At 48.2% G+C, this 24,367-nt stretch carries 22 protein-coding genes; 4 read left to right on the plus strand and 18 right to left on the minus strand.

The window, feature by feature from the left end:
* Positions 1-2: 2 nt before the first annotated feature.
* The 11 genes from NST07_RS33140 to NST07_RS33190 all read right to left on the minus strand — a co-directional run bounded on the left by NST07_RS33140 (position 3) and on the right by NST07_RS33190 (position 13,350).
* Positions 3-662: a response regulator transcription factor gene (locus tag NST07_RS33140; protein WP_076113545.1), complete on the minus strand. Its 660-nt coding sequence runs from the start codon at positions 660-662 to the stop codon at positions 3-5.
* Positions 640-3,015 (minus strand): sensor histidine kinase, encoded by a 2,376-nt coding sequence (locus NST07_RS33145; protein ID WP_342480823.1) that lies wholly within the window; start codon positions 3,013-3,015, stop codon positions 640-642. The genes NST07_RS33140 and NST07_RS33145 overlap by 23 nt, the downstream gene beginning before the upstream one ends.
* A 26-nt stretch (positions 3,016-3,041) precedes the next feature.
* Positions 3,042-3,215 carry a competence pheromone ComX gene (gene comX, locus NST07_RS33150; RefSeq protein WP_342480824.1) on the minus strand — a complete coding sequence of 58 codons (174 nt, stop codon included), beginning with the start codon at positions 3,213-3,215 and terminating at the stop codon, positions 3,042-3,044.
* A 178-nt stretch (positions 3,216-3,393) separates the two neighbouring features.
* Entirely contained in the window at positions 3,394-4,311 is a 918-nt protein-coding gene (locus tag NST07_RS33155; RefSeq protein ID WP_342480825.1) for a polyprenyl synthetase family protein, read from the minus strand.
* Positions 4,312-4,561: 250 nt separating this feature from the next.
* Positions 4,562-4,762, minus strand: a complete 201-nt coding sequence (locus NST07_RS33160) for a DUF4177 domain-containing protein (RefSeq protein ID WP_341380159.1) — start codon at positions 4,760-4,762, stop codon at positions 4,562-4,564.
* Positions 4,763-5,500, minus strand: coding sequence for a hypothetical protein (locus tag NST07_RS33165; RefSeq protein WP_342480826.1), 738 nt, complete (start codon positions 5,498-5,500; stop codon positions 4,763-4,765).
* 95 nt (positions 5,501-5,595) lie between these two features.
* Complete coding sequence (locus tag NST07_RS33170) at positions 5,596-6,435, minus strand: glucose 1-dehydrogenase (RefSeq protein ID WP_341097227.1); 840 nt, start codon at positions 6,433-6,435, stop codon at positions 5,596-5,598.
* A gap of 15 nt (positions 6,436-6,450) precedes the next feature.
* The gene (locus NST07_RS33175; protein ID WP_341380163.1) at positions 6,451-7,686 is read right to left on the minus strand and encodes an ABC transporter permease; all 1,236 of its coding nucleotides are present in this window, start codon (positions 7,684-7,686) and stop codon (positions 6,451-6,453) included.
* Positions 7,683-8,579 carry an ATP-binding cassette domain-containing protein gene (locus NST07_RS33180; RefSeq protein WP_341097232.1) on the minus strand — a complete coding sequence of 299 codons (897 nt, stop codon included), beginning with the start codon at positions 8,577-8,579 and terminating at the stop codon, positions 7,683-7,685. Before NST07_RS33180 ends, NST07_RS33175 begins: the two co-directional genes overlap by 4 nt.
* A gap of 184 nt (positions 8,580-8,763) precedes the next feature.
* Positions 8,764-11,220, minus strand: a complete 2,457-nt coding sequence (locus tag NST07_RS33185) for a hypothetical protein (protein WP_342480827.1) — start codon at positions 11,218-11,220, stop codon at positions 8,764-8,766.
* An 801-nt stretch (positions 11,221-12,021) separates the two neighbouring features.
* Positions 12,022-13,350 carry an Imm51 family immunity protein gene (locus NST07_RS33190; RefSeq protein ID WP_342480828.1) on the minus strand — a complete coding sequence of 443 codons (1,329 nt, stop codon included), beginning with the start codon at positions 13,348-13,350 and terminating at the stop codon, positions 12,022-12,024.
* 177 nt (positions 13,351-13,527) lie between these two features.
* Between NST07_RS33190 and infC the strand changes: the two genes are divergently transcribed.
* Positions 13,528-14,043 (plus strand): translation initiation factor IF-3, encoded by a 516-nt coding sequence (gene infC, locus NST07_RS33195; protein WP_342480829.1) that lies wholly within the window; start codon positions 13,528-13,530, stop codon positions 14,041-14,043.
* Positions 14,044-14,149: 106 nt separating this feature from the next.
* Here infC and NST07_RS33200 read toward each other — a convergent pair whose 3' ends face one another.
* Both NST07_RS33200 and NST07_RS33205 read right to left on the minus strand, forming a co-directional pair.
* A complete protein-coding gene (locus NST07_RS33200) occupies positions 14,150-14,905 on the minus strand; it encodes a sugar phosphate nucleotidyltransferase (RefSeq protein WP_342480830.1) in 756 nt (251 codons plus the stop codon).
* A gap of 203 nt (positions 14,906-15,108) precedes the next feature.
* Positions 15,109-15,810, minus strand: coding sequence for a DNA-binding protein (locus NST07_RS33205; RefSeq protein WP_342480831.1), 702 nt, complete (start codon positions 15,808-15,810; stop codon positions 15,109-15,111).
* Between the two features lie 164 nt (positions 15,811-15,974).
* Here NST07_RS33205 and NST07_RS33210 point away from each other — a divergent pair, with 164 nt between their 5' ends.
* Positions 15,975-16,307, plus strand: coding sequence for a helix-turn-helix transcriptional regulator (locus NST07_RS33210; RefSeq protein ID WP_341097243.1), 333 nt, complete (start codon positions 15,975-15,977; stop codon positions 16,305-16,307).
* 148 nt (positions 16,308-16,455) lie between these two features.
* Here NST07_RS33210 and NST07_RS33215 read toward each other — a convergent pair whose 3' ends face one another.
* Positions 16,456-18,039 (minus strand): hypothetical protein, encoded by a 1,584-nt coding sequence (locus NST07_RS33215; protein ID WP_341097244.1) that lies wholly within the window; start codon positions 18,037-18,039, stop codon positions 16,456-16,458.
* A 483-nt stretch (positions 18,040-18,522) separates the two neighbouring features.
* A complete protein-coding gene (locus NST07_RS33220; protein ID WP_341097820.1) occupies positions 18,523-18,882 on the minus strand; it encodes a MerR family transcriptional regulator in 360 nt (119 codons plus the stop codon).
* A 100-nt stretch (positions 18,883-18,982) separates the two neighbouring features.
* Between NST07_RS33220 and NST07_RS33225 the strand changes: the two genes are divergently transcribed.
* A complete protein-coding gene (locus NST07_RS33225) occupies positions 18,983-19,693 on the plus strand; it encodes an SDR family NAD(P)-dependent oxidoreductase (protein WP_341097247.1) in 711 nt (236 codons plus the stop codon).
* A 91-nt stretch (positions 19,694-19,784) separates the two neighbouring features.
* Here NST07_RS33225 and NST07_RS33230 read toward each other — a convergent pair whose 3' ends face one another.
* From NST07_RS33230 to NST07_RS33240, 3 genes are all read right to left on the minus strand, one after another.
* Positions 19,785-21,194 (minus strand): alanine/glycine:cation symporter family protein, encoded by a 1,410-nt coding sequence (locus NST07_RS33230; RefSeq protein ID WP_341097248.1) that lies wholly within the window; start codon positions 21,192-21,194, stop codon positions 19,785-19,787.
* Between the two features lie 174 nt (positions 21,195-21,368).
* On the minus strand, positions 21,369-22,079 hold the full coding sequence (locus NST07_RS33235; RefSeq protein ID WP_341097249.1) for a DUF421 domain-containing protein: 711 nt from the start codon (positions 22,077-22,079) through the stop codon (positions 21,369-21,371).
* Between the two features lie 98 nt (positions 22,080-22,177).
* Positions 22,178-22,759, minus strand: a complete 582-nt coding sequence (locus tag NST07_RS33240) for a TetR/AcrR family transcriptional regulator (RefSeq protein ID WP_342480832.1) — start codon at positions 22,757-22,759, stop codon at positions 22,178-22,180.
* Between the two features lie 310 nt (positions 22,760-23,069).
* Between NST07_RS33240 and NST07_RS33245 the strand changes: the two genes are divergently transcribed.
* On the plus strand, positions 23,070-24,224 hold the full coding sequence (locus NST07_RS33245; RefSeq protein ID WP_342481999.1) for an MFS transporter: 1,155 nt from the start codon (positions 23,070-23,072) through the stop codon (positions 24,222-24,224).
* The last annotated feature ends 143 nt before the right edge of the window (positions 24,225-24,367 follow it).

Raw genomic sequence — 24,367 nt, forward strand, 5'->3', positions numbered from 1 at the left:
CCTTACATAAAATCATTGAAATTGATCAGCTTCAGCCGCCGGGCTTCCACTACCGCCTCGGCGCGGGAACGGACGCCCAGCTTCTCAAAGATACGCGTCAGGTTATATTCTACCGTCCGCTGGCTCATCAGCATCTTGGAAGCGATATCCTTGTTGCTGTTCCCGTTGGACACTTCCTGCAGTATCTCCTGCTCCCGTTCGTTAATGGATACCTCCTCCAGCATCTTCTCTTCCTTGGACTCATTGAGACGGATATCCCTGCGCCGCAGCTGCCGCAGCAGGGAGACCGGAATGATTGCCTCATCCCGGAGAACGCAGCGGATCGCGTTAAGGAGCTGCTCGCGGGTAACTGTCTTGCTCACGAAGCCAGATACGCCGGAGTCAATCAGCAAGTTGAAGTTCGGGCTGATCTCATACCCTGTATAGATTAACACCCGGCTCTCGGGCTGGACGCTCATCATCCGCTTGGTCAGCTCAAGACCGCTGATTACCGGCATATTCAGATCAAACAGCATGACATCGAAGCTCTCCGACTTGACCAGCTCCAGTGCCTCCATCGCTGAGAGAATCACCGTGACTTTCATCTCCGGGTCCTGCTCAATCATATTTTTGGTTCCTTCACCCACGGAAGGATGGTCATCAACCAGCAAGATTTTTATCATCTAAATCGTCCCCACCCTCTCTTGTCATATTTGCTGACTCCAGCGGCAGCGTGATGCAGACCTCAAGTCCTTCACCGACTACCGATTGGAAGAAGATTTCGCCCTCCAGACTGCGCACTCTCTCCTTAATGCCTGACAGACCCATGTGCTGGTAGGAATCATTCAATTCGCCGAGTTCCATCCCAACCCCGTTATCTTTATACATCAGCCGGATCGACTCCCGTTGCTCAAGTCCAATCTCAACCACTGTAGCTTTGGCATGCTTATTGGCGTTGCGCAGCAGTTCCTGAACGATGCGGAACAGCGCCAATGTCTGTTCATCACTTAATTCTGTTATATGATCCGTTACCTGGAAATTTATCACATAATTTGAACGGATCTGAGCCTGCTCGAACAATTGCCCAAGCGCTTCGACAATGCCCATTTCCTTAAGCAGCGGCGGTCTCATCTCATTGCAGGTCTCGCGAATCTGGTGGATAACATCCAGCAGGCCTTCCCGTACAGTCTCAAGCTCGTGATAGATGTCCTCCGGCATCTGATGGTCGAGCATGACCGTTTCCAGCTTGCGGTACCAGATCAGCTGGTCCTGCAGCGCCGAATCATGCAGGTCGGCAGCCAGCCGGCGCCGTTCCGTCTCCGAGAGATTAAAGATCAGACGCATCACCCACGGTGAGGCTCCCTTTTGCTTCTGAAATTCCTGTTCAAGATCTTCAATCAAGTTTTCGATCAGATATAGATTCTCATACACGATGGCACTGTAATTAGCCAAGGTTTTCAGCCAGCTCAATTCATCCAGATTATATTTGGTACGATTCTCCTTATCCGCCAGCCAGAGGACGTGAAAGGTAGAGCCTTTCTGCCCCATAACAACGCATAATCCTGAAGGAACGGCCATAGTCTCCCCAACGGCCAGTTTATGAGCAGCATCCCGCAGGGCAGAAATTACAGAGATAGGCACTGAACCGGAGTCTGACTTTGAGCTTCCCCGGGGACCCAGTTCTCGGTTTACCTCCAGAAAGGCCACTTTCTTGACCAGTAATATAGAGAGTACTTCCTGCTCCAGCAACCGCTCCAGGTCGGCCCGCTTCATCACCCGCGAAATACGGGTAGAGAACCGGTCCAGGCTTCCCTGGAAGCTGTACAGGTTCTTGTTAAAACTTGGCCTGAACCGAAAATCGGCATACTCCTTGCTGAATAACAGAATCGTAACAATAAAATACACCATCAGAAATAACTGTACCCATCGAACCCACGTATAATTGTGCTGCTGGGTAATCAGAATCCCGAAGGTGGTTATTAGCGAAGTTGGGATAAACGCAATAATAATATGGTATAGAAAACGGCTCAGAACAAAGTCAATATCAAACAGCTGTCTTGTAGTGAACATATACAAGTACACTACGGGAATTGCCAATAGAAAAATTGAGGCCACCTGCGGAGTAAGCAGGGTTATACCAAATAATCTCGGCACGCCAAATAACAGGATAAACGGCATAAATCCAAGCAAATGACCCAGCAAGGTCAGCTTAAATAAATTTCGCAGTGAATCCCGGCGGTGTACCACAAATTTCTGAATCAATTTATAAATAGTGTAGAGATTTGTAAAGATAAAAAAAGGTAACGAAGGCCGTGCTGCTAAGAAGAAAAGCAAGTTAAATCCCGTTACTATTGTGATGATCTGCACAATGATAATCGCACCTGTAATACAATAAAAGCCAATAAATACACTTTTGGGAACGAAAGGCTCTTGATACTGTTTCAAATACCGGTTGAGAAATTGCAGGAAAAATACCGGGACCAACGAGAAGGAGGCAGTAAAGATTAGGTAGCCTAAAATATCCGCTCTCCCCGAAGAAGCCGCGCTGAAATAGGCAAAACCCGTCGATAAGAAAAACAGGATCAGATATATAGCTGCCTTGTCTTCTTTCTTGCGCTTGTAAACAAACAGTGAGAATCCAGCGAATAACAGTAAGGAGGATATCGGCAAAATAAATTCCAGCAGCAGATTCTCAGATCCAATTCCTTTTGCTACAACAAGCTTGATTCTCTCCTGTCCGCCATCAGGCTGATTCCGGACCAGAGTGATGGTGGAAGCCCCTTCTATTACATCAAATCGCTTAACCGAATGAAATGAAGAGGCGGAGCTCCCATCAATTTCTTCTATAATATCGCCCGAAAGAATCTTCCCATATCCCCAGTAACCAGCAGTAGTATCTGCTACCACGTAACGTCCCTGGCCATCCTTTTCGAGGTCAGTCCCAATCATTCTCTGCTGCAATATGCTATGGGATAGATAGACGGCAAGGATGATGACAATGACTGAGAAAGCGGCAACGTTTATTCTTCTCGACAATCCGGTTTCCTCCAAATAAAGCTAGATTAGCACCAATATAGCGCCATACGGGGTTCAGCTTTGCCCTCTCTGCTGCCCAGCACGTCAATTAATGCTCTATGTTCAGTTTCACTCATTCCCGCCAATTGAAGTTGTCCAGTCTGTACACGAGTCCACGCACTTGGATCTGCCATCAACTTTTGAACCATTTCCTTCAACATTTAACATTCCCCCAATCGGTTTATAAGAGATCTTCCTCTTGAATTCAATATATCAGGTGTTGTCCCAACTGGAAACGACAACCATACTAGTACTTTCCGCAAATGTAATTGCGGGGTGATTGCGGGCTTTTGCGGTGGTTTGTGGCGGTTTGTAGCGGGCTTTACGGTACCCTCTGGCTCAGTCTGCCATCGCAAGCATCTGTTCCTGCCAGACGGGGGCAAGCCCCAGCTTGCCTACTAAATCCAGATAATTATAATAGTGGGTTCTCATTCGGATAGAAGAATACAGGAACGTTCCCGATTGCTCGATAATGCGCTCAATCTCTTCTTTGCGGTGTGCCACCTCCTCCAATTCCAGGCGTGCCTCAAAGTAATCAGTGATCCAGTCCTCTCCCTCCGGGATGGACTGAAGCAGATACAGTGTCGGCAGTGTTTTTTTGCGGTTCCAGAAATCATTTTTGTTGTCCCAGTTCAGCAGGTCACGGATATCATTTTTCATTTGGGCTGCTATTCCGAGCTCCTCCGCATACTTCCTTACCTCTTCATGGATTTCGCCGGTTGCCAGCAGTGTTCCAATCATACAGGCGGCCACAAGCAGACCGGCAGATTTCTGCCTTACCATCTCTATGTATTCCTCTTCGCTCTCAATATCGTTCAGCAGATCTGTTGTTTGGCCATTAATGGCAGAGAGCACCTGCTCATTCATCAGCCGCGCGGCACCGCTTGCCCGCTCCTCCGGGAAATCGCTGGTCAACAGCATCTGCTGGGAAAGCGTCAACAGCCCAAGGGCAATATTCAGGGCAATTTCCGGACTCATCCGGCTCCATACCGTTTCTTTGTTATCCTTGTCCTGCAGATCATCAATGATATCCAGACTCAGGATCATCAGCTCCACAGCGGCGCCGGCCCGGTAAATCGCCTTACCGCTTCCGCCAAACGCCCGGTAATGAAGCACTGTCATTCTGCTGAACAGCAATGATTCCCGCAGTTTTTCTTCCACACAGGCTGTTCCTTGCTCCAATAAATGCGGCACGGTAAAAAACGACCGCAACCCTGCTCTGATTTCCAGCTCTATCATTTCTGCACAGCCATCCATCCTCAGAAGCCCCCAATCAATTTCGGTCTCCTAAACGCATCATGGGGTACGTCAAAGTTGCCGCGCGTCAAGCAGATTCCTCTAATAGAAGGGTATTCTATATTCTCTTAGTATTTCCTTCTTCTGAGTGGTATAACATGGGGTATTCTTGTCAAAACCGCCCTGCTTCCACTGTCGACAATAAGGACCCGGCCATTATGCGGCCGAGCCCGTACACCGGGTTACCGGTTCAGGAATATGCCTCAAAGCTTCAGTGATAGTCAGTGATTGAACGTTCAAAAATCAATTCCAAAAAGGCGGAAGTTCCAAATCCATAGGTATTCGGAGCGAAAATTTGAAACAGTTTCCACCCCTCACGGGCATGCTCATGAATAAGTTCGTGATAATCCTCCTCAGGCTTGCTTTGCAGGATTCCTTTTAAATCAACTTTGACAAATTTGTATTGGTACATCTATTTCACCTCCTCCAGAATCAGACAGGAAAGCACCACTTCAGAATGCCCGTCTATTTCTAGCAGCTCCTGAACGTCCTGGTCATAAAAGGTGGCGACAGGCTGGAATTTCCATCCGAATTTATGGGTGCACTGTGATAAACGCTCCGTTAACCGCCCGCCTTCCAGCAAGCTGAGCCGGTACCCCCGTTCTCCGAACAACTTCATGGAGCTTTGGATTTTGGCCGTTACAAACACGGCTGCCTCCGCCGTTCCCTGGATCAGATCGGAATGGAACAGCCGGTTCCAAACGCCGGGGGCTGTCTCCTTCACTCGCTGAACGACCATTTCTGCCGGATTGCAGTAGAACAGCTCATGCCTGCCGGATACCGGACTTCTCGAAAAGATATACAGCCCCGGACCGTTCAGCTTGGCCCCGCCCAGCTCTCTTAAAGGTTCATAATCCAGAAACGGTCTGGACTGGACCTGAAGCTCCTGCAGATGGACAAGCAATTTCATCATGAACGGATGCTCTGCCAGCTCGCTCTTCTGCAGTCCGAAGGAAGGAGAAGAGAAATAACGTTTTGCGGGCTTCACCTCAACATTCCTCTGGGCAAACAGTTGATTCAGCATTTTCATCCGCGAACGGGTCAGCACCTCAAGCTGCGGATTCACATTGGAATTGGAATGATACTTCAGCGCCAGCCGCTCTTCCTCAAGTTCATGCTCCGACCGCCAATCCATAGATTTAACCTGCATGCTTAACACATCCTCGTAATAGATTTGGTCCTGGAGTCTGATTGAAAAGGATGGAGGAGAGATCAGGCGCTGAGAGCGTCCAGGATAACCACAGGTTAAACTACAGTCCAACCGCCATCGACCACCAGATTATGCCCGGTGATCATGCTTGCGGAATCTGTGGCGAGAAACAGTACAGAATTCGCAATATCCTCCGGTACCGCAAACTTGCGGAGCGGAATACGCGGCAGGTTCGTACGCCGGAACTGAGGATCATCCATCTCCTGCTCATTGGACTCGGTAATGACAAAGGTTGGGGACACCGCATTGACTCTAATCCCGTGTTTTGCCCATTCAGCAGCCAGGGACCGTGTTAGATGAATCAGTCCTGCCTTGCTAACGCTGTAGGGCGCATGGTTCTCACTGCCTACTACACCGTCATGGGAAGCTATCATAATGATGGAGCCCCGCTTATGGCGGACCATCGTCTTCGCGACCTCTCTGGTCAGGAAGAACGTACCCTTGAGATTAATATCTACGACGAAATCCCATTGCTCCTCGCTCAGACTCAGCGCAGGCGACAGCAGGTTCACGCCTGCATTGTTGATCAGAATATCGATGCTCTCCACCTGTTCTTCGATAGAACGTATACACCGCTTGATGTCCTCCACGCTGCGCAGGTCAAGGGGCTTGCACAGCACCTCAACACCGTATAGGCGCTGAAGCCGTTCAGCCTCATTCTCGGCATTCTCCAGAAATTCAGGCAGCTCCGTGAGCACTATAGAAGCGCCGGACTCTGCAAAATGCTCAGCGATTTCCGCTCCTATCCCGCTTCCGGCGCCGGTCACCATTGCCCATTGTCCAAGCAGCTTTTTGCCCTCCACGGCACGGATCGGGCGCTCTTTCCACTGTGCCTTGCCCGGTTTAAGCTTCTCCGTTTTCATTGCATTTCCCATATTCTCATCCCCCCTCTATAAGGCCTTTATAGCTTTGTAGAGCAGTTTAGGATTCAGCTTCTGTCCATACAGGAGGACACCCACCTGATAAATCTTCGCCGACAGCCAGCAAGCAGCCAGGGTAGATACGAACAGGATCAGCGTCGGAATTACAATCTCCAAGGCTGTCAGATCTGAGGCACCAATTCTTGCGAACATAACGAACGGGGTAAAGAAAGGAATGTATGAGCCTATCACTGCCAGTGTGCCGTCAGGGTTCAGCATAGCTAACATAGCAACAATGAGTCCTGCCATAAGCAAAATCGAGATAGGCAGCGTCACCTGGTTGATTTCCTCGCTGCGGCTAACCATCGATCCAGTTGCCGCGAACAAGGCAGCAAAGAAGAAATAACCGAGAATGAAAAAGAGAGTTAACAGCATAATTGTGGTTCCGCCCAGAATGGAGAAATCCACCGGCATGCCGAACAGCTCCAGCACCCCTCCCGTACCCGACATCGTCAGGATGAGGTAAACCGCGCCAACAATAATGGCAAATTGCAGAATGCCTGCCAAGCCGACGCCAAACACCTTGCCGAAAAGAAGCTGCACCGGCTTAACCTTCGTAATCAGGATCTCCTTGACCCGCGAGCCCTTCTCTACGGATACAGATACCGCTACATTGCTTCCGAACATGTAGATTAGAAGATACAGCATGAACGTCATCATATAGACCGGCCAATACGTGGCAGTTAAAGATTTGCTTCCGGCCTCCATCTCCTGTATTTGCATCTGAACTGCTGAGGTCAGCTGCTTCTGCTGCTCCTGTCCCAGGCCCAGCTTGTGAATTTGAAATATCGTATACTGATTCTGAACGTAGCTGTTCAGTTCACGGATATAAGGAGCATCATCCGCCTTGTTTACGGTTAAGGAAAGAACCGGCTGGCTGCCTTGATTCTCAATCTGAACAATCCCAAGAAGTGATTTCTTCTCCTCCAGACGCTTCAGCTCCCCGGCCCTTTCATTCTCGGTGATCATCCGCCACTCATAGGAAGGTGATACGTTCTCCTTGAAACTATCTGCGTTCGGGATGGCTCCTGTCCTATCCAGCACATCAATTTCGCCCTTCGCGGAATTCCCGTCATCCTGAGTTAATTTTGGAACCAGTACAAGTGCAGCCACAACCACGATCATAATCAGTGTTAAATAGGTAAAGGCTTTGGAACGCAAGCGTTCCTTGAAGGAGTAAGCAAATACCAGACCAAAATTCCTCATGACACTTCACCTACCTTTTCCACAAATATCTCATGCAGTGTTGGCTCTTTAATCTCAAATTTCAGCAGCCGGATGCCCATCTGGGTTAAGCGCAGCAATAGCTCATTGGCCTCATCCTCATCCCGCACCTTCATCTGCCATTCCTTTGCATCCGCGGTAAGCGGCTGAAGATGTGTTGCCACCAGATGCCGGCTGAGATCCTCGTCGCTGCGCAGCAGCACGTTACAGCGCTCATAAGAGCGTTTAATGTCTGCTATGCTGCCCGATACTATCATTCTTCCGTGCCTAAGAATGCATATATCCTCGCAGAACTGTTCTACATGCCCCATCTGATGGGTGGAGAAAATCATGGTCTTTCCCAGGGACAACTGCTCCTTCACAATCATCGCAAGCATATCCGAGTTAATGGGGTCGAGGCCGCTGAATGGCTCATCGAGAATGATCAGCTCAGGGTTATGCAGCAGGGCAGAGATAATCTGCACCTTCTGCTGGTTCCCTTTGGACAGCTGTTCTACGCGCTTATGCTCATGCTCTGCGACTCCGAGCCGCTCCAGCCAATGCTTCATGGCCTTTATAGCCGCCTGCCGTGACATGCCCTCCAGTCTGGCGAAATAAACCAGCTGTTCACTAACCTTTTCCTTAGGATAGAGGCCCCGTTCCTCCGGCAAATATCCAATGCTAGGACGGTTACCGAGAATCGGTATTCCTTCCCACAGAATGTCTCCCGCATCATAATCCACTAATCCGAGGATGGAACGGATGGTCGTTGTTTTACCTGCCCCGTTTCCTCCCAGAAGTCCAAAAGCCTTGCCGGTAGGGGCATCAATGGTAATATCGTGAATGACCCGGTTGTTCCCATATTGCTTCATTAATCCATTAATCTGTAGTCCCATGCTGTTTCCTCCATTACATCAATTAAATTCGGGTTAAATGGCAGAGCAGAACATATCCGATTCCCGGCAGGCCCGTCTCTATATACTTGTTAGTCCATGTATGTATAACTAAGAAACTGTTATTTTCGGATTTATGAAAGCCTACAGCCATAGGGCTGTAGGCTTGTGAGGTGGCAAGCTACGTTCACAAAACTGCGACAGGATGTTTCAGGCATCCCTCCTGCATAAATAAGTCTGTAGCCTGGGATATGATTTGGTCAGCTTGTTCTTCTTCGACCTGGTAGCGGTCCCTAAGGGCCTGCTTCAATTCAAAGCGATTGGCGCCCGCCATCATTCCTTCCAGCAGCAGTGCCATGGGCTCGCTCAACCTCAGTAATTTCTGGCTGCTAGTCTGGTAGACCGCCGGAGTTTCCCCGATGAAGAACAAAAGTACGGTATCTGCGACTGCCGAGCGGACATTTCCTCTTCGTTCATAGGGGTATTTGTGTGTGCAGGTTGGCAGCGACATCCGGAAGTTGTCCACACTAAGACCGTCTAAAGCCTGCGAATATTTGTTAAGCCCTTTGAGCATTTCAATGGTCTGCATATATAAGTGCATTGTGTTATGTTTCTTGCGGATATTACAATATTGCTGGCGGTTCATGTAGGCGGGCAGGAAACTGCATTTGGTACAGGAAGCGTTGATTTCACAAGTCGCGCAGCCTCTTACTAGCTGCTCCCGATCCGAGACCACCGCAGTCTGCAGCAGCAACCTATCCATAGAATCATCCAGAGTGCCGATAGCGGCGCAGCCTCTGCACCCGGATACCGCCTGATTGCCGTCTACGAACAGCCTCGGAAGCTGCTTCACTGTGCAAGTCTGGGCTCCCGACCAGCGGCAGCTATCCACCAGATACGACTGGATTTCATATCCGTGCCGGAAGGTCCCTGTTCGGCTGAAATGGTCCACATCCTCCAGATAGGCCTCCAGATCTTCAGTGGATGTTATCCTTAGCATCTGGAACTCCACGTTGTTCCTATCCCGTTCCCTGGTTGCCGCTTCTGAATAGCCCATTTGCCGGATGCGGATCGGCTCCATCTGGAGAAAGTCATTCAGCTGCAGAATATATTCAGTTCCTTCCGTCTGCACCACTTGATGAGCATTGGATAAATAGTATTCTTCTTTGTCAGCAGCCTCCGACAATTCCTCAAATCTCCGGTTGCTGCGCTTCCATACCCCATCGGAATCATAATAGATATAACTCGGGTTTTCTCCCCTGTATACTTGGTTATATTCGTATATAAGTGCGCTATTGAGGGCTGTGTACTCCCCAAAATAGTTACTTGGCACTTCTTCCTCTAGCGGTTCTGTGAGCCCGATATGCTTGACCCCGCCGCCGATCGCCTGCTGCGGATAGTATCCGGTCATATAGGCCGTATACTCGTTTAATAAGAACGGAGGCTGCTCTGTGGTCAGATGCTCAAGCATTACAGCGGCTAAGGCTTCCGGGAGAATGACGGGCTGAATGGCTTTGGCCCGGTCCATCGGTTCTGCCCGTGCAGATACCGCCTCAATCACTCCTTCAGTGATCCATCTGTGCAGCAGCTCCGCCGTAAGGCTGGGGTCTGCTTCCCGGTTTCCGTCATCGGTAAGCGTAACGGAGAAGGTCATCGGCTGACTGGTTTGCCTTTGCCATATCATATAATTAATTGCTTCTTCTTTCGGGAAGGCATCCGGCGTGGTGCCCAGGGGAACCTTGATCTGGAGTTGTTCTACCCCACACTGTTTAAATCGCTCAAGCATTGAATATGTACAGGCTTCCAGCGGAACAGTCAGCTTATATCCGGCCTTGAACTCCGCTTCCTCCAGAACCTCCAGAATCTGCTCACTCTGCGCCTCATCCCGGATCAGGTCGAATCCCTCAATAGTAATGACGGGTGCCGTCTGTCTGGATGTCCGGACCGCAAGCTCCAGATCACGCTGCAGCCGCTCCGGAGAATGCCTCCGTATCCCTTGGGCAACATGATGAGGATTGCCGAGCTGATCCGCACATTTCACTGACAGCATCGCCGCCCGCCTCCGGTCTGACATGTCCTCCCATACCCCGGTCAGCTCATCCAGCTCCATGACGCCTGCTGCAGCCGCGGCTTCCTCCTCCGCGGGAAGGGCCAGCGAATCTCCACCAGGCTTTCTGCCAACCATGGCCCGGGATGTAAATCCATTCACAGCAGACCAGCCCTCTACCTCTGTATTCACCAGCCGGGAGAGCGTCCGTTCAGGACTCCACCTTACTAAACCGTCCACTTCTGTTTCCCCGAACACTTCCTCACCGATAACCGCTGCCAGATTACCAAACCAAATGACCCGGTTCCGGCCCTCCTGCTCCTTAAGGGTGGAGGTCAACCGCTTACATAACCGGTAGTTTGACGGTGTTACATGAAGTGCAATAATTTCATTCCCCAATGCAGCAATATCTGCAGTTGTATCATATATGTTAGATAGATTAGGTTCGATATATTGAGTCGCCGTCATGCCTTGTCTTTTGAAGAAGGCTCTGATATACCTGCAATCCAGATGATCACCGGCAGTGAACAACCTGGGTTTCTGCTGTTCGAAGTGTATCAGCGTGATCCCGTTCCCGAAGGATAGTCCAAGCACCATTCATCTCTCCTCGCCGTCTTATGTAACTTTTGGGCCGTATTATTTTTCTTATGGACTAATCATAATTCATATTTTTAGGTTTTACACCGAAAAGCACCCTTCGTCATCCCACAAACATCTTGCGGAATGCAGCAGCAAAAAGCGCAACCAGCTGGCAAAACTAAGCAGGTATAGAATTCTTAACTAAATAAGTTGAACTTTAGACTTACCGATCCGGCATAATATGCAACTGCGGTGAATGTTTGGATTCCGGCCCCTTCACCCGCCAAGACCCCGTCTTGGTGTTTCAAAGACTTCGCTCTTTTTCCGAAGGCGTGTGTGTGCATGCGGAAAGTGTATTTCTGGCTCAGAGCACGAACGGACCGAGTTGCACTTAATTGGGGCTTTTAGCCTCTTATAGTAGGAAAACGGACTCCAGCGCAGTTATTTCTCCATGATGGCCGTTTTTAGAAAGAATACAGAGCAGATAAGGTCGGCTGGGTCCGCAAAAGAGATTAAACAGGGGTTTTACTCTCCATAGCGCCTCCTGAGTCCTTTACGAGCAAACGAACCCGCTGCGGGCTTTTAGGGACCCTGCTTTCATTACTAAATCCCTGCTTCTCCAGAGCTCTCCCAGTTTGAAGACGCTCTGGTTCAACTGATATAAACAAGTGGAAACGGCTTTGCCGTCCTTTTTAAGGACGGCAAAGCCGTTTCAGCGAGAAATAGAAGGACAAGTTATCGTTTGAAACATATAAATTCTTATATTTTTAAAAAAGCCGCTTGGCAGCGGCTCTCATTCCTTCTTAATAATAAGTTTAGCTAATCGAGTTCTGCACGGGAGAATAAGTCACGGATAAGAGCGTCGTCCTCACAAGCTGCTTTGAAGCCCGCTGCAAAGCTCTGCACAGCCTCTCTATTGCTGGAATACGCGCAGAACATATCCGCTTCGGGGTCAAAATGGATGCTGTCTGCGAGCTGGGGCATCTTCTCTTCCAGAAAGACAGATGCCAGGGAAGCCCAGTCATAACCGCTCCCTTCGAAGCCCTCGTCTTCCCGTGTCTGAAATAGTTCGGCTTTATAAGAGCCTGCGTTTAAGATGACTGACATGCCGCCGTTGTCCTGCTCTACCAGAATAAAGGGTTTCAACTGGTCTCCTCCTTCAATTGCCTCCTGAGTAAGCCCATCATCCCTGTCATCCTCAGACACATCATAATCATATTCCTCATCATTCACCAATCCGCGGATAAAGGCCTCAAAGCTGCCGGCCAGAAACGTAATTTCATAATCGCCTTCCTGATCGACATGAATAACCGCAGGTTCGCCTTCTCTGCCGCATAAACGGTAATCCAGCATTACTACATCATGGCCGGCAGATGGGCAGTCGCAAATTACCACCCCAATGTCCGGATACCCCCACTCTTCAATCATAAAGCGGCTGCCCAAATCTCCGCACAGTGAATAGCTTTTCTCCCGCCCGATTCCCATAATACTTGAAATGGCAATATGGTCTTCCGCCCATGAAGTTGCTTCCCCGGTAGGAAAACAGGTGTTTTGCGGGATGCCCCCATTCTGCAGCTTCATCAGTTCGATATAGGAGGCCGGCAGCTTGTAACCCAGCTCCTGCTCCACTGAGGCAATCATCTCCTCCGTCGGCGGCTCGGATACATATTCTTTTAAAGCATAATCGCTGTTCTCCCAAAAGTCCGAGAAATCCGCTGGCTCAAAGGAGTTGCTATCACCGCTCTGTTCCTTGGCCATTTGTGCAGCCGCAAAACGCTTCTGCTCCCTTTTCTGCTTCTCGGCACCGCGTACACTCCAATTGAATAGCATTAGCGTATCCTGGTCTCCGGGATCCAGTTCGTCGGCCTTTTTAAAGGCTCTGGCAGCTTCCTCATATTGTTTCAAATAGTAGTAGGAATACCCCGCACGAAAATGCCATAACGGATCATTCGCTCCCTGCCCGGCAATAGCCAAAAGCTGTTCCAGCGCCTCTTCGTATCGCTCCAGATTATTCAGCGCTCTCGCCAATTGGCCGATGACCGCATAATCTCTGTCTTGTGCAGGAACCTCCATAATGCTGTCGACGATTTGTTGATATTCATCCGCCTCATGCCAAAGCGTTAGTTGGTTCATCCAATGATTGTCCATAGTTTACCCTCCCATTATTCTGCTATTTCAAAAATGGAATCGATGATAATCGCATAGAAGTGATTAATTATACTCTAACCGTTTGGATAATAAAATCAACCTCAGCGCATAGGTGAACCGCAGCCTCATTTCGTATAAAATAGATTTAACATTGTTTACAAAGGAGGGCCCATTTCCATGGCCGTATTCATCAACGAGCAAATCAAAGCATCCGAGGTGGTGCTGACCGGCCTCAAGGGGGAGAAGTTCGGCACGTTATTACGAGCGGAAGCGCTGGCAATGGCCCGCTCCGCCGGTGCAGACCTGGTCTGCACCTCGCTGATGAGCAGCCCCCCTCCCTGCAGCCTGATCGCTAAGGGCAAGGGAAAAGCGGCCGCGCAGAAGGAAGCCGCGTCCCGCAAAGCGGGCGCTGGACATGCCGGAAGCCAGAGCGGCAGCGGGAAAGCCAAGGAGCTTCGTTTCACCGCTCACATCGAAGAGCATGACTACGATACCAAGCTGCGCCAGGCAGACAAGCATCTGCGCTCCGGCAAGCCGGTGCAGCTAGTCGTGAAGGCGAACGGAGCGAAGGAGGCGGCAGCAGCCAAGGCAGTGCTGGAGCGGCTGCTGGGCGATTTGAAGGAAGCCGGATTGAAGGAAAGCGGCATCCAAACCAGCGGCAAAGGTTCGCAGGTAAAAGTAAATCCGCGATAAGCGGAAAGCCCCCGTTCGGGGCTCCCCCCCAAGAGCTGACGCCCATACTGGGCGTACAAAAAAAGCAGTCCATCCCCTACAGGATGAACTGCTTCCAGCTTGAAGATTAACCTTGCTCCTCTTGGACGTTCCCCAGTCTAGCCCGCATCTGGGCATAAGCTTCCGGGGTGCCCACATCATCAATCGTGCCCTCCGTATAGTAGGCCCGCATCTCTTGGCGGGAATGCAGCCACTCGGGAAAATAACTCGGCGCATCCGGGTTGCCGCCATCGGCAAGATAACGGGAGAATAACGGCAATGTAGATCGCTTGTAGATATAGAGTGCAAATACGCCAATGTTCGTCTTGGGTGACTGCGGCTTTTCTTCTAAAGAAAGGACACGCCTCTGTGCATCCAGCTCTGCCACGCCAACACTCTGCAGTTCCTCAATATCGTCCACTGTCCGGACCAGAATGCAGTCTTTATCGACTTTATGAAAATAATTCAGATACCCCTCAAGGCCAAAGCCGAGCACGTTGTCGCCCGCCAGCACCAGCAAATCCTCCTGCAGCTGTTCCCGCCCGATGACAAACTGGATATCGCCAATCGCTCCTAACCGTCCCTCTGGAGAAGAGGTTCCGTCATTCAGAATACGAATCGGCTTCGGCCCCCTGTACTGCTGATGCCACTGCTCAAAAGCATGAAAGAAGCGGTCATTCGTCACAATCAGAATCTCCGTAATCTCCTCCAGTACCTCCAGACGGTCAATCAGCAGATCCAGAATTGTACGGTTTCCTTGAACCGGCAGCAGCGGCTTCGGCGTATCCCTGGTTAACGGATAGAGACGGGTCGCATACCCCGCAGCCAAGATCAATGCAATCATTCCTGTTCGCTCCTCTACCTTGGAAAATGTCCCTCTACTATATACCACACGCCACCTCATTGAACCAGAGTCTATCCTTAATCCTCTATGACAAATTTAAGTAAATATCGTGCTAATGGTGGGAGGTTCTTTGGTTTTGTAGTTTATGGAGGTGGTTATCAATTGTTCCGAGTGTTGTAATATCCTGATAGCGCTTAATCTGCTCATCCGTTTGAACGGTCAACCAATTCCAGGCAATTCATAGTCCAGTCAAGCGCCTCTGGCAGTCTGTCTTCCCGCCTATGGTATAGCGCCAAGTGATAACAATAGCTGTAATAATGCGAGATATTCTCTGCATCCTCATAGTCCCCAAATCCGGCACTCTGTTCCGCGAAAGTATGCAGCAGATCATCCACATCAAACCCATACTGGACCGCAGCCTGCAAAACAGTCCCAAGCCCTGGCAGTAGCTCCTCGGGATTATCCTGCAAGAATCGCGCATACCCCTCCAGCAATTCCGTCTTGCCGGACAGAATCTCCACGATGTATAAGTTGGCACGAGCCAGAACCCGGAACTCCTCGGCAATCTCCCGCCCTTCCTCCCCCAAATCCTCCATCCAGCCCAGCTCGGCATAGCGGTATATGGATTCTCTGGCCTCATCATACTTCCCCTGCTTCTGGCAAACGATGCCCCGCATCAGGTGACTGAACCCGAAATAATAGACCAGCGGACGCTCTGTATCCAGAATCGGTACCGGAAGCTTCTTAGCCTTGTGATACTGCCGTTCCTCATAGATGCACTGCGCATAGCTGTACAGAATACCCGCCGTATTCAGCATCTTGTCCCAATCCTCGAAGCGATAAGCCATCTCCAGCATTTCAACTATAATATCCGGCTTCAGTGATTTCAGAATGGAAGGGCGCACGGTTGGGGCCTCCTTTTTATCCATTTTCAGTTAATTGTATAGCCGATTTTATATTTGGTCAATATAAATAGTACTTTTAAGTACAATTAATCAAATAATAAGTTTGCACTTGATGATCTGTAATGGTCAGTGTACCTCTTCTAACCTTAAGTGGAGGTGATGACATGAATTTACCAGAAAGTGTAGGAAATCGGATACGAGAGCTCAGAAAGGCAAAAGGATGGACCCAAGAACAACTGGCCGAAGCAGCATCGCTTCATTACAGTTACATAGGTGGAGTAGAACGGGGAGACCGGAACATTTCTTTGGAAACTCTGGAGAAAATAATAGCCGCCTTCCAAGTTCCGGCTGTAGAAATTTTTCGTTTTGAGGATGAAGCTGACCGCCGTAAGGCTTTAGATGAACATATGACTTTGATCAGTGATAGAAGTACAGAGGAAATAGCAGCACTCACTAAGATTAATCGGGAAGTTATTGCTGCTCTGGGGATCAGATAATGAATATCTTGACCAGGCATAGTAGAAACAAAGCTTAGAATGCATATACCGACACTATCCAACGAAGTTGAAGAGTATAACGTTAAGTTATTTAATCTATTTGGCAGTCTAACTGTATGTAAAAAGGCACCTGTTAGGTGCCTTTAGATTATTTTCCAGATACAGGTCTCTCAGCAAAAATCAGACTAGCTTTTCTTAACTGATCTGAACCATCCTTTGACCAAAAGGAGATCATATTTAATCCACGACGTTTACGGTCGCCTGTATATTGACTTAAATCTAGCATGTAAGCAATATAAAGTTTTCCAGCTCTATCTCGAACAGTAACCCTTGGATTTATTCGATGAATAAGTCGAAGATCAACTAACTCCTCTATATCTTTCGCTCCATCTTGATTCCAATCACGTTCTACCAAAAAACAATTTGTACCCGTATTAAAACAAAACTCTCTTACATTTTCAAAAAGTTTTTCAAGTCTCTCTCTTTCATCGTTCGTATCCCTTTTTAATTCTTCTCTTTTTGAAGAGTCATGCTCACCAGCAGCACGGTTGACATCCTCAGCTCCTATTTTAGGTCCTCTAAACCCTCCACCTCTTTCCCTTGCTACCTCTACTGATCTACGAAAAATAGTTAGAAAATCTCTTGCTACCCCGCCACTCGCAAGTACCAATCGATCCATGGCACTTTCTGCCATAATGATTCGAGGGTTTTGCGAGCCTGCCTCTTCAGCTATTTCCTGTAATACGCTTGATAAAAAAGTTCTTGCAATTGAGAATTTTTCAAGAGTAATGTCCAGATCAATTTCATCTGCATCATCACCAAGTTTTAAACCCTTAGGCGGATCACTATGAAGATACCAGTCTGTGCGGTGACGAATCGTCCCAGCCTTTAACCATACCTGATTTCCTTTTGTTGCTCTATGAAAATAATCAAGTACATTTGCTTGATCAGATCTTCTTATATGATATAAATCATCTAACATCAAAAATGCATCAGTACCAGCTAAATCTGAAATCTCTTTAAATAATTTTCGAAAGTCAAGCATATGTCTATGCAAATAATTGACCTTAGATCGACGAGAAGCTTCAGTTACTTCTATATTAGAATCATTTTTTCTTGTTTCTTTTGAGTTTACACCCGCTTTAATCCCTTTTAACTCCACCCCAAGTTCTCCGGTATTTTCAGCTTCTACCGAGTCACCAGATGACCATTTATAACTAAGGTCCGCCTCATCTTCGGAATGTAAAATAGTATTCAGATTTTCAATTTGTTGATTTAAATTTATTACTAATTGTCCACTTTTCGTTTTATTTAGAGGAGATCGCTCAGGCTGTGCTCCAAAAACTTTCTTCCACCATGAAATTTTATTCGTAGAATTCAAACCAACTTCTTGAACCCACTCCTTAAAAGATTCGAGAGTAGCTATTAATACACTAATTAAAACATCTGGGTAACTATGACTCTTAAACTGTTCCATATCGACAAAAGCAACAGGTGTTCTTTTTAGAGATAAGTCTCGTTTGGCCTTTAAAAGCAAACTAGTCTTACCTGATCCCCTACGTCCAAATACAATATGATTTCGTTTTGACATAGCCCTGCTCAAAGTACTCCCTGCTGGTTCTATGAATCTTGTAGTACTCATTACAGTTGCTCTGGTTGCTTCTTCAACTGCACGTACTAAATCATCGATTTCTGGTTTATTTAATATATCCTCACTTTTTTTCACAGCCACCAAAATCACCCTCGACATTTAATAATACAAGTATATATGTATTTCCAAAATTCAATAATAAAAATGTCGATTCAATATATTCAACTTCTAAATGCCAAATAATTCTCTCAATGCTTAGATATTCCCAACGCGATAACATATATTTTCATGAAAGGTAAAAGTTACTCCCGAATAATCTTCCGATTGCCTAGGGGCCGCTCTCTCATCCTTTAATCATTCTTTCCTTTGGGATTGTCCTGCAAATCATCCATAATCACCCGGATATCCTCCACATTGCCTACACAGAAGCTGAGAAACACAACGTCCCCCGCCTCCACCAATCACGAGAATGCATACTCCTCATTCACATCATGCCTAACGATCTCGCCCATACCTGTGCTCGTCTCCTTATCATTTCAAGATACGTTTATTATAGGAGGGGAAATCGGACAGCTGTGTCGTGGTTTGATATGGAGATTAACATTTTACATCTTACTCAGAATACTAATAATTCTCCCCGCGATAATAGCGCTCCAGCTTATGCTCCAAGTGAATGAGTTGAGCTTTTTTCTTTTCAATATCGTCCAAAAGGGCTTGCTTCTGGTCCTGGATGAGTTTGGTTCTCTCCGGCAAGGTAGATGTTCCGGCTTTGACCATATCGTAGTATTTTTTGATCTCCTCGACACTCATTCCCGTTTCCCGCAGACATTTCAGAAATAGCAGCCAATCAATCTCGTTGTCGGTGTACAAGCGATTGTTTTGCTCGTTGCGGACCACGGGCTCCAGAAGACCTTTTCGTTCATAAAAGCGAATCGCTCCAATATTTATCCCTACTTTTTTGGCAACCTGTCCAATGGTGAAAATTTTTGCTCACTTCCTGACTTTTAGTGTTGACCTACACTTAGTGTAGCATAGTAAGCTACAAATTGTTGATAGATCATATCTTGCAGAAAGAAGGATGAAGATGACAAAAACCGCTTTTGTAACAGGTGCCAATAAAGGGATCGGCTTTGAAATCGCAAGACAGCTTGGTGAAGCCGGATGGAGGATATTGCTTGGCGCACGCAGCATCGAACGGGGGAAGGACGCAGCTTCTAAATTAACCAGCCAAGGGCTGGATGTGGAGTTCTTACCCATTGACATGACGAATCTCGAAAGTATTGAGCAGGCAGCCGATACGATTCGCAGCGATTATTCTGATCTGACGCTTATCATTAACAATGCCGGCATGCCGGGGGCGTTCTCCGGTTCATTCAGCGATACCCGGGAGGAGCATTTGCGGAGCGCTTTTGAGGTGAATTTCTTCGGCACCTTCCGCTTGAACCAACGGCTTTTTTCCATAATTAAAGAGAATGAAGGAACGATTGTGAATGTCTCCACCGATATGGCGTCACTGCACTTCATGCAGAATTCGGAATACGCACTGAATGCGTTTGACTACAATTCCTCCAAAACCGCAAACAATGCGATGACTGTAGCCATGGCCATAGAACTCCAACACAGCAAAGCTCAGGTATTCGCAGTAACCCCCGGCTTCACGAAGACGGATCTGAATGGTAATGCGGAAGGCGGGAAATCCAAAGAAGCTGGGGCGTCCATTATTGTGGGCTATGCCACGGATGGCAAACGCCATAACGGAGAGTTTTTGGATGTGAATGGGGTTTACGCGTGGTAATGCTGGTAATAAACGTGCTGTAACCTGCTTGGCTATTAATGCCCAATAACACAAAGGCTCCGTTACCGGAGCCCTGGGCTTTAACCATCTATTACCCTTCCATACCTGACGTGTTCTCCCAACATTCAATGTGATCCAGGCCTTTAATACTATCTTTAACAAAGACCGGGTTTTTCCCAGCCTGTTTCTGCCGCTTGTAATCATGAAGGGCAGCAAAGGCTACTTTGGATAGGAGAAGGATGGCAATCAAATTAACTACCACCATGAGCCCCATAAATAAGTCAGCCAAATCCCATACCAGTTGAACCTTGGCAACCGAACCGAATATAATCATGGCCAAAACACTGTATCTGTAGAATATGACTACTGATTTCTTTGAGTTTAAGAACTCTATATTCGTTTCTCCGTAATAATAATTTCCAATTAACGTGCTGAACGCAAATAAGAACACCATGATAGCCAGAGAACCAGATGCCCAAGAACCGATATGCTCGCTTAGTGCAGCTTGCGTAAGCTTGATGCCATCCAGCCCAGGCTGCTTATACGCATCGGATAGCAAAATAATGAAGGCGGTGCTCGAACAAATAAGCAACGTATCTGTAAGCACACCGAACGCTTGCATAAGTCCTTGTTTTACGGGATGACTTGTCGTTGCCGTTGCTGCAGCATTCGGCGCACTTCCCATTCCCGCTTCGTTCGAGAACAAACCACGCTTCACCCCTTGCAGAATCACCGCCCCAAGAGACCCTCCTATGACTTGCTCAAATCCGAATGCACCCTTCACAATAAGCGCCAGAACCTCCGGCATTTTGGTAATGTTAATCAGCACAATGCATAAGGCAACAGCGATGTAAATCACGGCCATAAAGACTACAATATACTCGGACAATTTGGCAATACGTTTGATGCCGCCAAAGATAATACTTGCAAACGCAACAGCCATTAGAAGCCCCACAATAAAACGATTGGTGCCGAATGAATTTTCAAAAGCAACGGTAATCGTATTGGACTGGACCGCGTTAAAGACGAGGCCGAAAGACAACGTGATCAGCACGGCAAATAAAGATCCCATCCAACGTTTCTTCAAGCCTTGCTCCATATAATAAGCAGGCCCCCCACGAAATCCCGTTTTATCTCTAACTTTATACACCTGTGCTAAAGTACTCTCAATAAAGCTGGATGCTGAACCAATAATCGCAATAACCCACATCCAGAAGACAGCGCCCGGCCCACCTAAGGCAATTGCAATTGCAATTCCTGTTATATTGCCTGTCCCCACCCTGGCTGCCATGCTGATACAGAATGCCTGGAACGATGAGATGCTGTCTTTAGATTTAACATTAGACTCTTTTAGAACAACAAACATTTCCTTGAACATGCCCAATTGTACAAATCTCGATCGAATGGTGAAATAAAAACCACAACCAATAAGAAGAACAATCAGAAGCTTAGACCATAAAAAATCGTTTGTTAGACTGATACCCTCTAATACTTGTTGCATGTAATTCCGCCTCTCATCCTTTTATGCCGACACCTCAGCTGCTTACCCTCTCTAACATAGTATTTTCAAATATAGCAGTCATAATTTCAAAAGCCAATAAAAAAGTTATGCAAAATACTTCCATATGAGCACACTCTGATGAATGGAACAAGCTGATGGCTTTTCTGAAGGAGATTATTCCTGATCCAGCGGCTGCTGTATCCCGTCCTCATAGAAATCGAACACCACCTGCTGCTGCGTGCCTCTTACCGCATAGAACACATCGGCCAGCGACTTCCCTTTCCGCTTCTGCCTCAGCTCATTCTCCAGCCACTCCCGGGTCAGCCCGTTCCGCTTCAGGTTGTCCTCCACCAGCACGCCATCCATAATCAGCTCCACGGGAAAAACCTGCGATTGCAGCGCCAGCCCCAGATCCTGCTTCGTGACGAACTGATATGCTTCCTTCTTCAGAACAGAGACCTGTCCGTTATCCTCAAGCACCGCATATTCGACCTCTTCAATATTAAAAATATCCTTCTCTCTCAGCGCCTGGTCCAGCGAATCCAGCGTATAGTGGATCTTACGCATGTTGGCCTCCATGATTTTGCCGTCCTCGATCAGCACGGTGGGGGAGCCGGAGATCCAGCTGCGCAGGCTGCGGCTTTTGAGCGCAATGAAGGAGAGCAGGAACGAGATGGCTGTAATAACAACCAGAGACAGGACAAGATATGAGGATTTCAGGCTAATATTGAAGGCCAGGTTGGCCGCCAGGGAGCCCAGCGTAATGCTGGTCACGAAATCGTTCGACGTCATGCTCGAAAGGGTCTGCTTCCCTAAGATTCGGGGAATGAGCAGCAGCAGTCCCACTGCGAGAATGGTCCGCATTAGAATTTCTACATAGTTCATCTTCAATCCTCCTCCCCCCCATTATTTCCAAACGGGTTCAAAAGAAACAGCAGGGCTTGAGAATCCTCCCCTGTAGGGATGCGCTGCGGACCAGATGATTATTTGAGCAATGTAAGGATCTCTTTCACAAAATTATCGGCGAATGACCGTTCAGGACGGGATTTCAGCATTACCGTGAGTCCTATCAGTGACACGACCAGTGTCTGTGCCAAACTTTTGGCGTTAATAGAGGCATCCAGCTCGCCTGAACGCACCCCTCGTTCAATCGTTTCCTGAAATATTACCGAAAGATACATCTGGTGCTCCCTCGTCAGGATTTCAAACTTCTCATCATGAGGTGCAAGCTCCACCATTGAATTGATGCAAAAACACCCCCAATTCGCACCATTTCCATATTCTTTTGCCACCAGAGCATCAAAAAAATCACGGAACGCCTCTCTAACCGTTACATTCTTTTGAAGGCTGGCACGAACATCAGAAGCGTGGGCACTTGTGTATTTCCGCAAAGCTGCCTCAAATAGTCCTTTTTTATCTCCAAAGGCCGAATAGATGCTTGGCCGCTGAATGCCCATAGCGGATGTTAAATCGCTTAATGAGGTCGCTTCGAACCCCTTTTCCCAAAATAGCTGCATAGCTGCATCCAGTGCCTTTTCCTCATTAAATTCGCGAAGCCTAGCCATAATGCACCCCTTTACGTATCGAACGGTATGTTATTCGTCTATAATACCATAGATTACTTATCAATAATCCACATTTTTTAGCTCGCCTCCCGCATAATTTCCCTTTAAGTCCTTGACAAATAGCATTTTATAGCAGTATATTTTCTAAGACCAATTACGTACCAATCAGTATGTTATTATTAAATTGCTCAATACTAAATTCATGGAGGTATAAGCTTTGAAGAAGCTTAATGCAGAAACGAAGTTGATTGCAGTAGAGAATACAGGCACCGGATGGGAGCCAGCTCAAGCAGAAGCCCCCCGCTCTGCAATCCCCCGTTACGTGCCGCTCTTGTTTGCCATCGCCTGCGGGCTTGCTGTTGCCAATATTTATTACGCACAGCCTTTGCTTGACGCTATTGCGGATGAGTTCCGCATCCCCCATTCATCCGCCGGAATCGTTATTACAATCACACAAGCATGTTACGCCCTGGGGCTGCTGCTGCTGGTGCCGCTCGGTGATCTTCTGAACCGCCGCTCGCTGATCGCCGGACAGATGCTTTTATCCGTCCTGGCTTTAATTGTGGTGGGGACTGCCTCTTCCAGCATCGTATTATTCATAGGTATGGCCATTGTTGGCCTGCTCGCCGTAGTGACGCAGACGCTCGTTGCGTTCGCGGCAACCCTTGCGGCACCAGCCGAGCGCGGACGTGTCGTCGGTCTCGTAACCAGTGGAATCGTCATCGGCATTCTGCTTGCACGGACGTTTGCCGGCCTATTGACGGATTTAGCCGGCTGGCGCTCTGTTTACATAGTCTCTGCCGGATTATCGCTGCTTATGGCTGGCGTATTGTTCCGGGTACTGCCTCATGATGAGCATGAAAGAGAGTCATTATCCTATTTGCAGCTGCTGCGCTCTACACTCACCTTGTTTTTACAGGAACGGGTCCTGCGCATTCGCGCTGCCCTTGCCCTGATGATTTTCACTGCTTTCAGTATTTTATGGACCTCGCTTGTGCTGCCGCTTAGTGCTCCGCCGCTTTCTCTTTCACACACTGCGATTGGAGCGTTTGGCCTTGCGGGAGCCGCCGGGGCGTTAGCGGCAGCGCGGGCAGGGCGGCTTGCGGATCTGGGGTTAGGACAGCGGACCACTGGCGCGGCACTGATTCTGCTGCTTGTGTCATGGCTGCCTATCAGTTATACCGAACATTCACTTTGGGCCTTAATCGCTGGTATCCTCCTGCTTGATCTGGCAGTGCAAGCGGTACATGTCACCAACCAGAGCATGATTCTCTCTGTGCGGCCTGAAGCGCGAAGCCGGCTTACCGCCGGTTACATGATTTTTTATTCTATTGGCAGCGCCACCGGGTCCATTGCGTCGACTACGATCTATGAACACATGGGCTGGAATGGAGTATGCTTGCTGGGCGCAGTTGTCAGTGCATTGGCCCTGCTCTTCTGGGCATTGACCCGCCGATTGTACTGATTCCAACATCACAAAATTAACCCTGCTATAGCTCGCAGAAGCTCTCCAACACCAACATTGACGTGCCCTGCCCAGACTCCTACCCCCATTTCTACTGGGCCTCAGACCAGTAGAAAGACTGGGCGGAGGTTAGTTCAGATCAG

This window comes from Paenibacillus sp. FSL L8-0340 (genome assembly GCF_038593145.1).
Taxonomy (GTDB): Bacteria; Bacillota; Bacilli; order Paenibacillales; family Paenibacillaceae; genus Paenibacillus_AQ.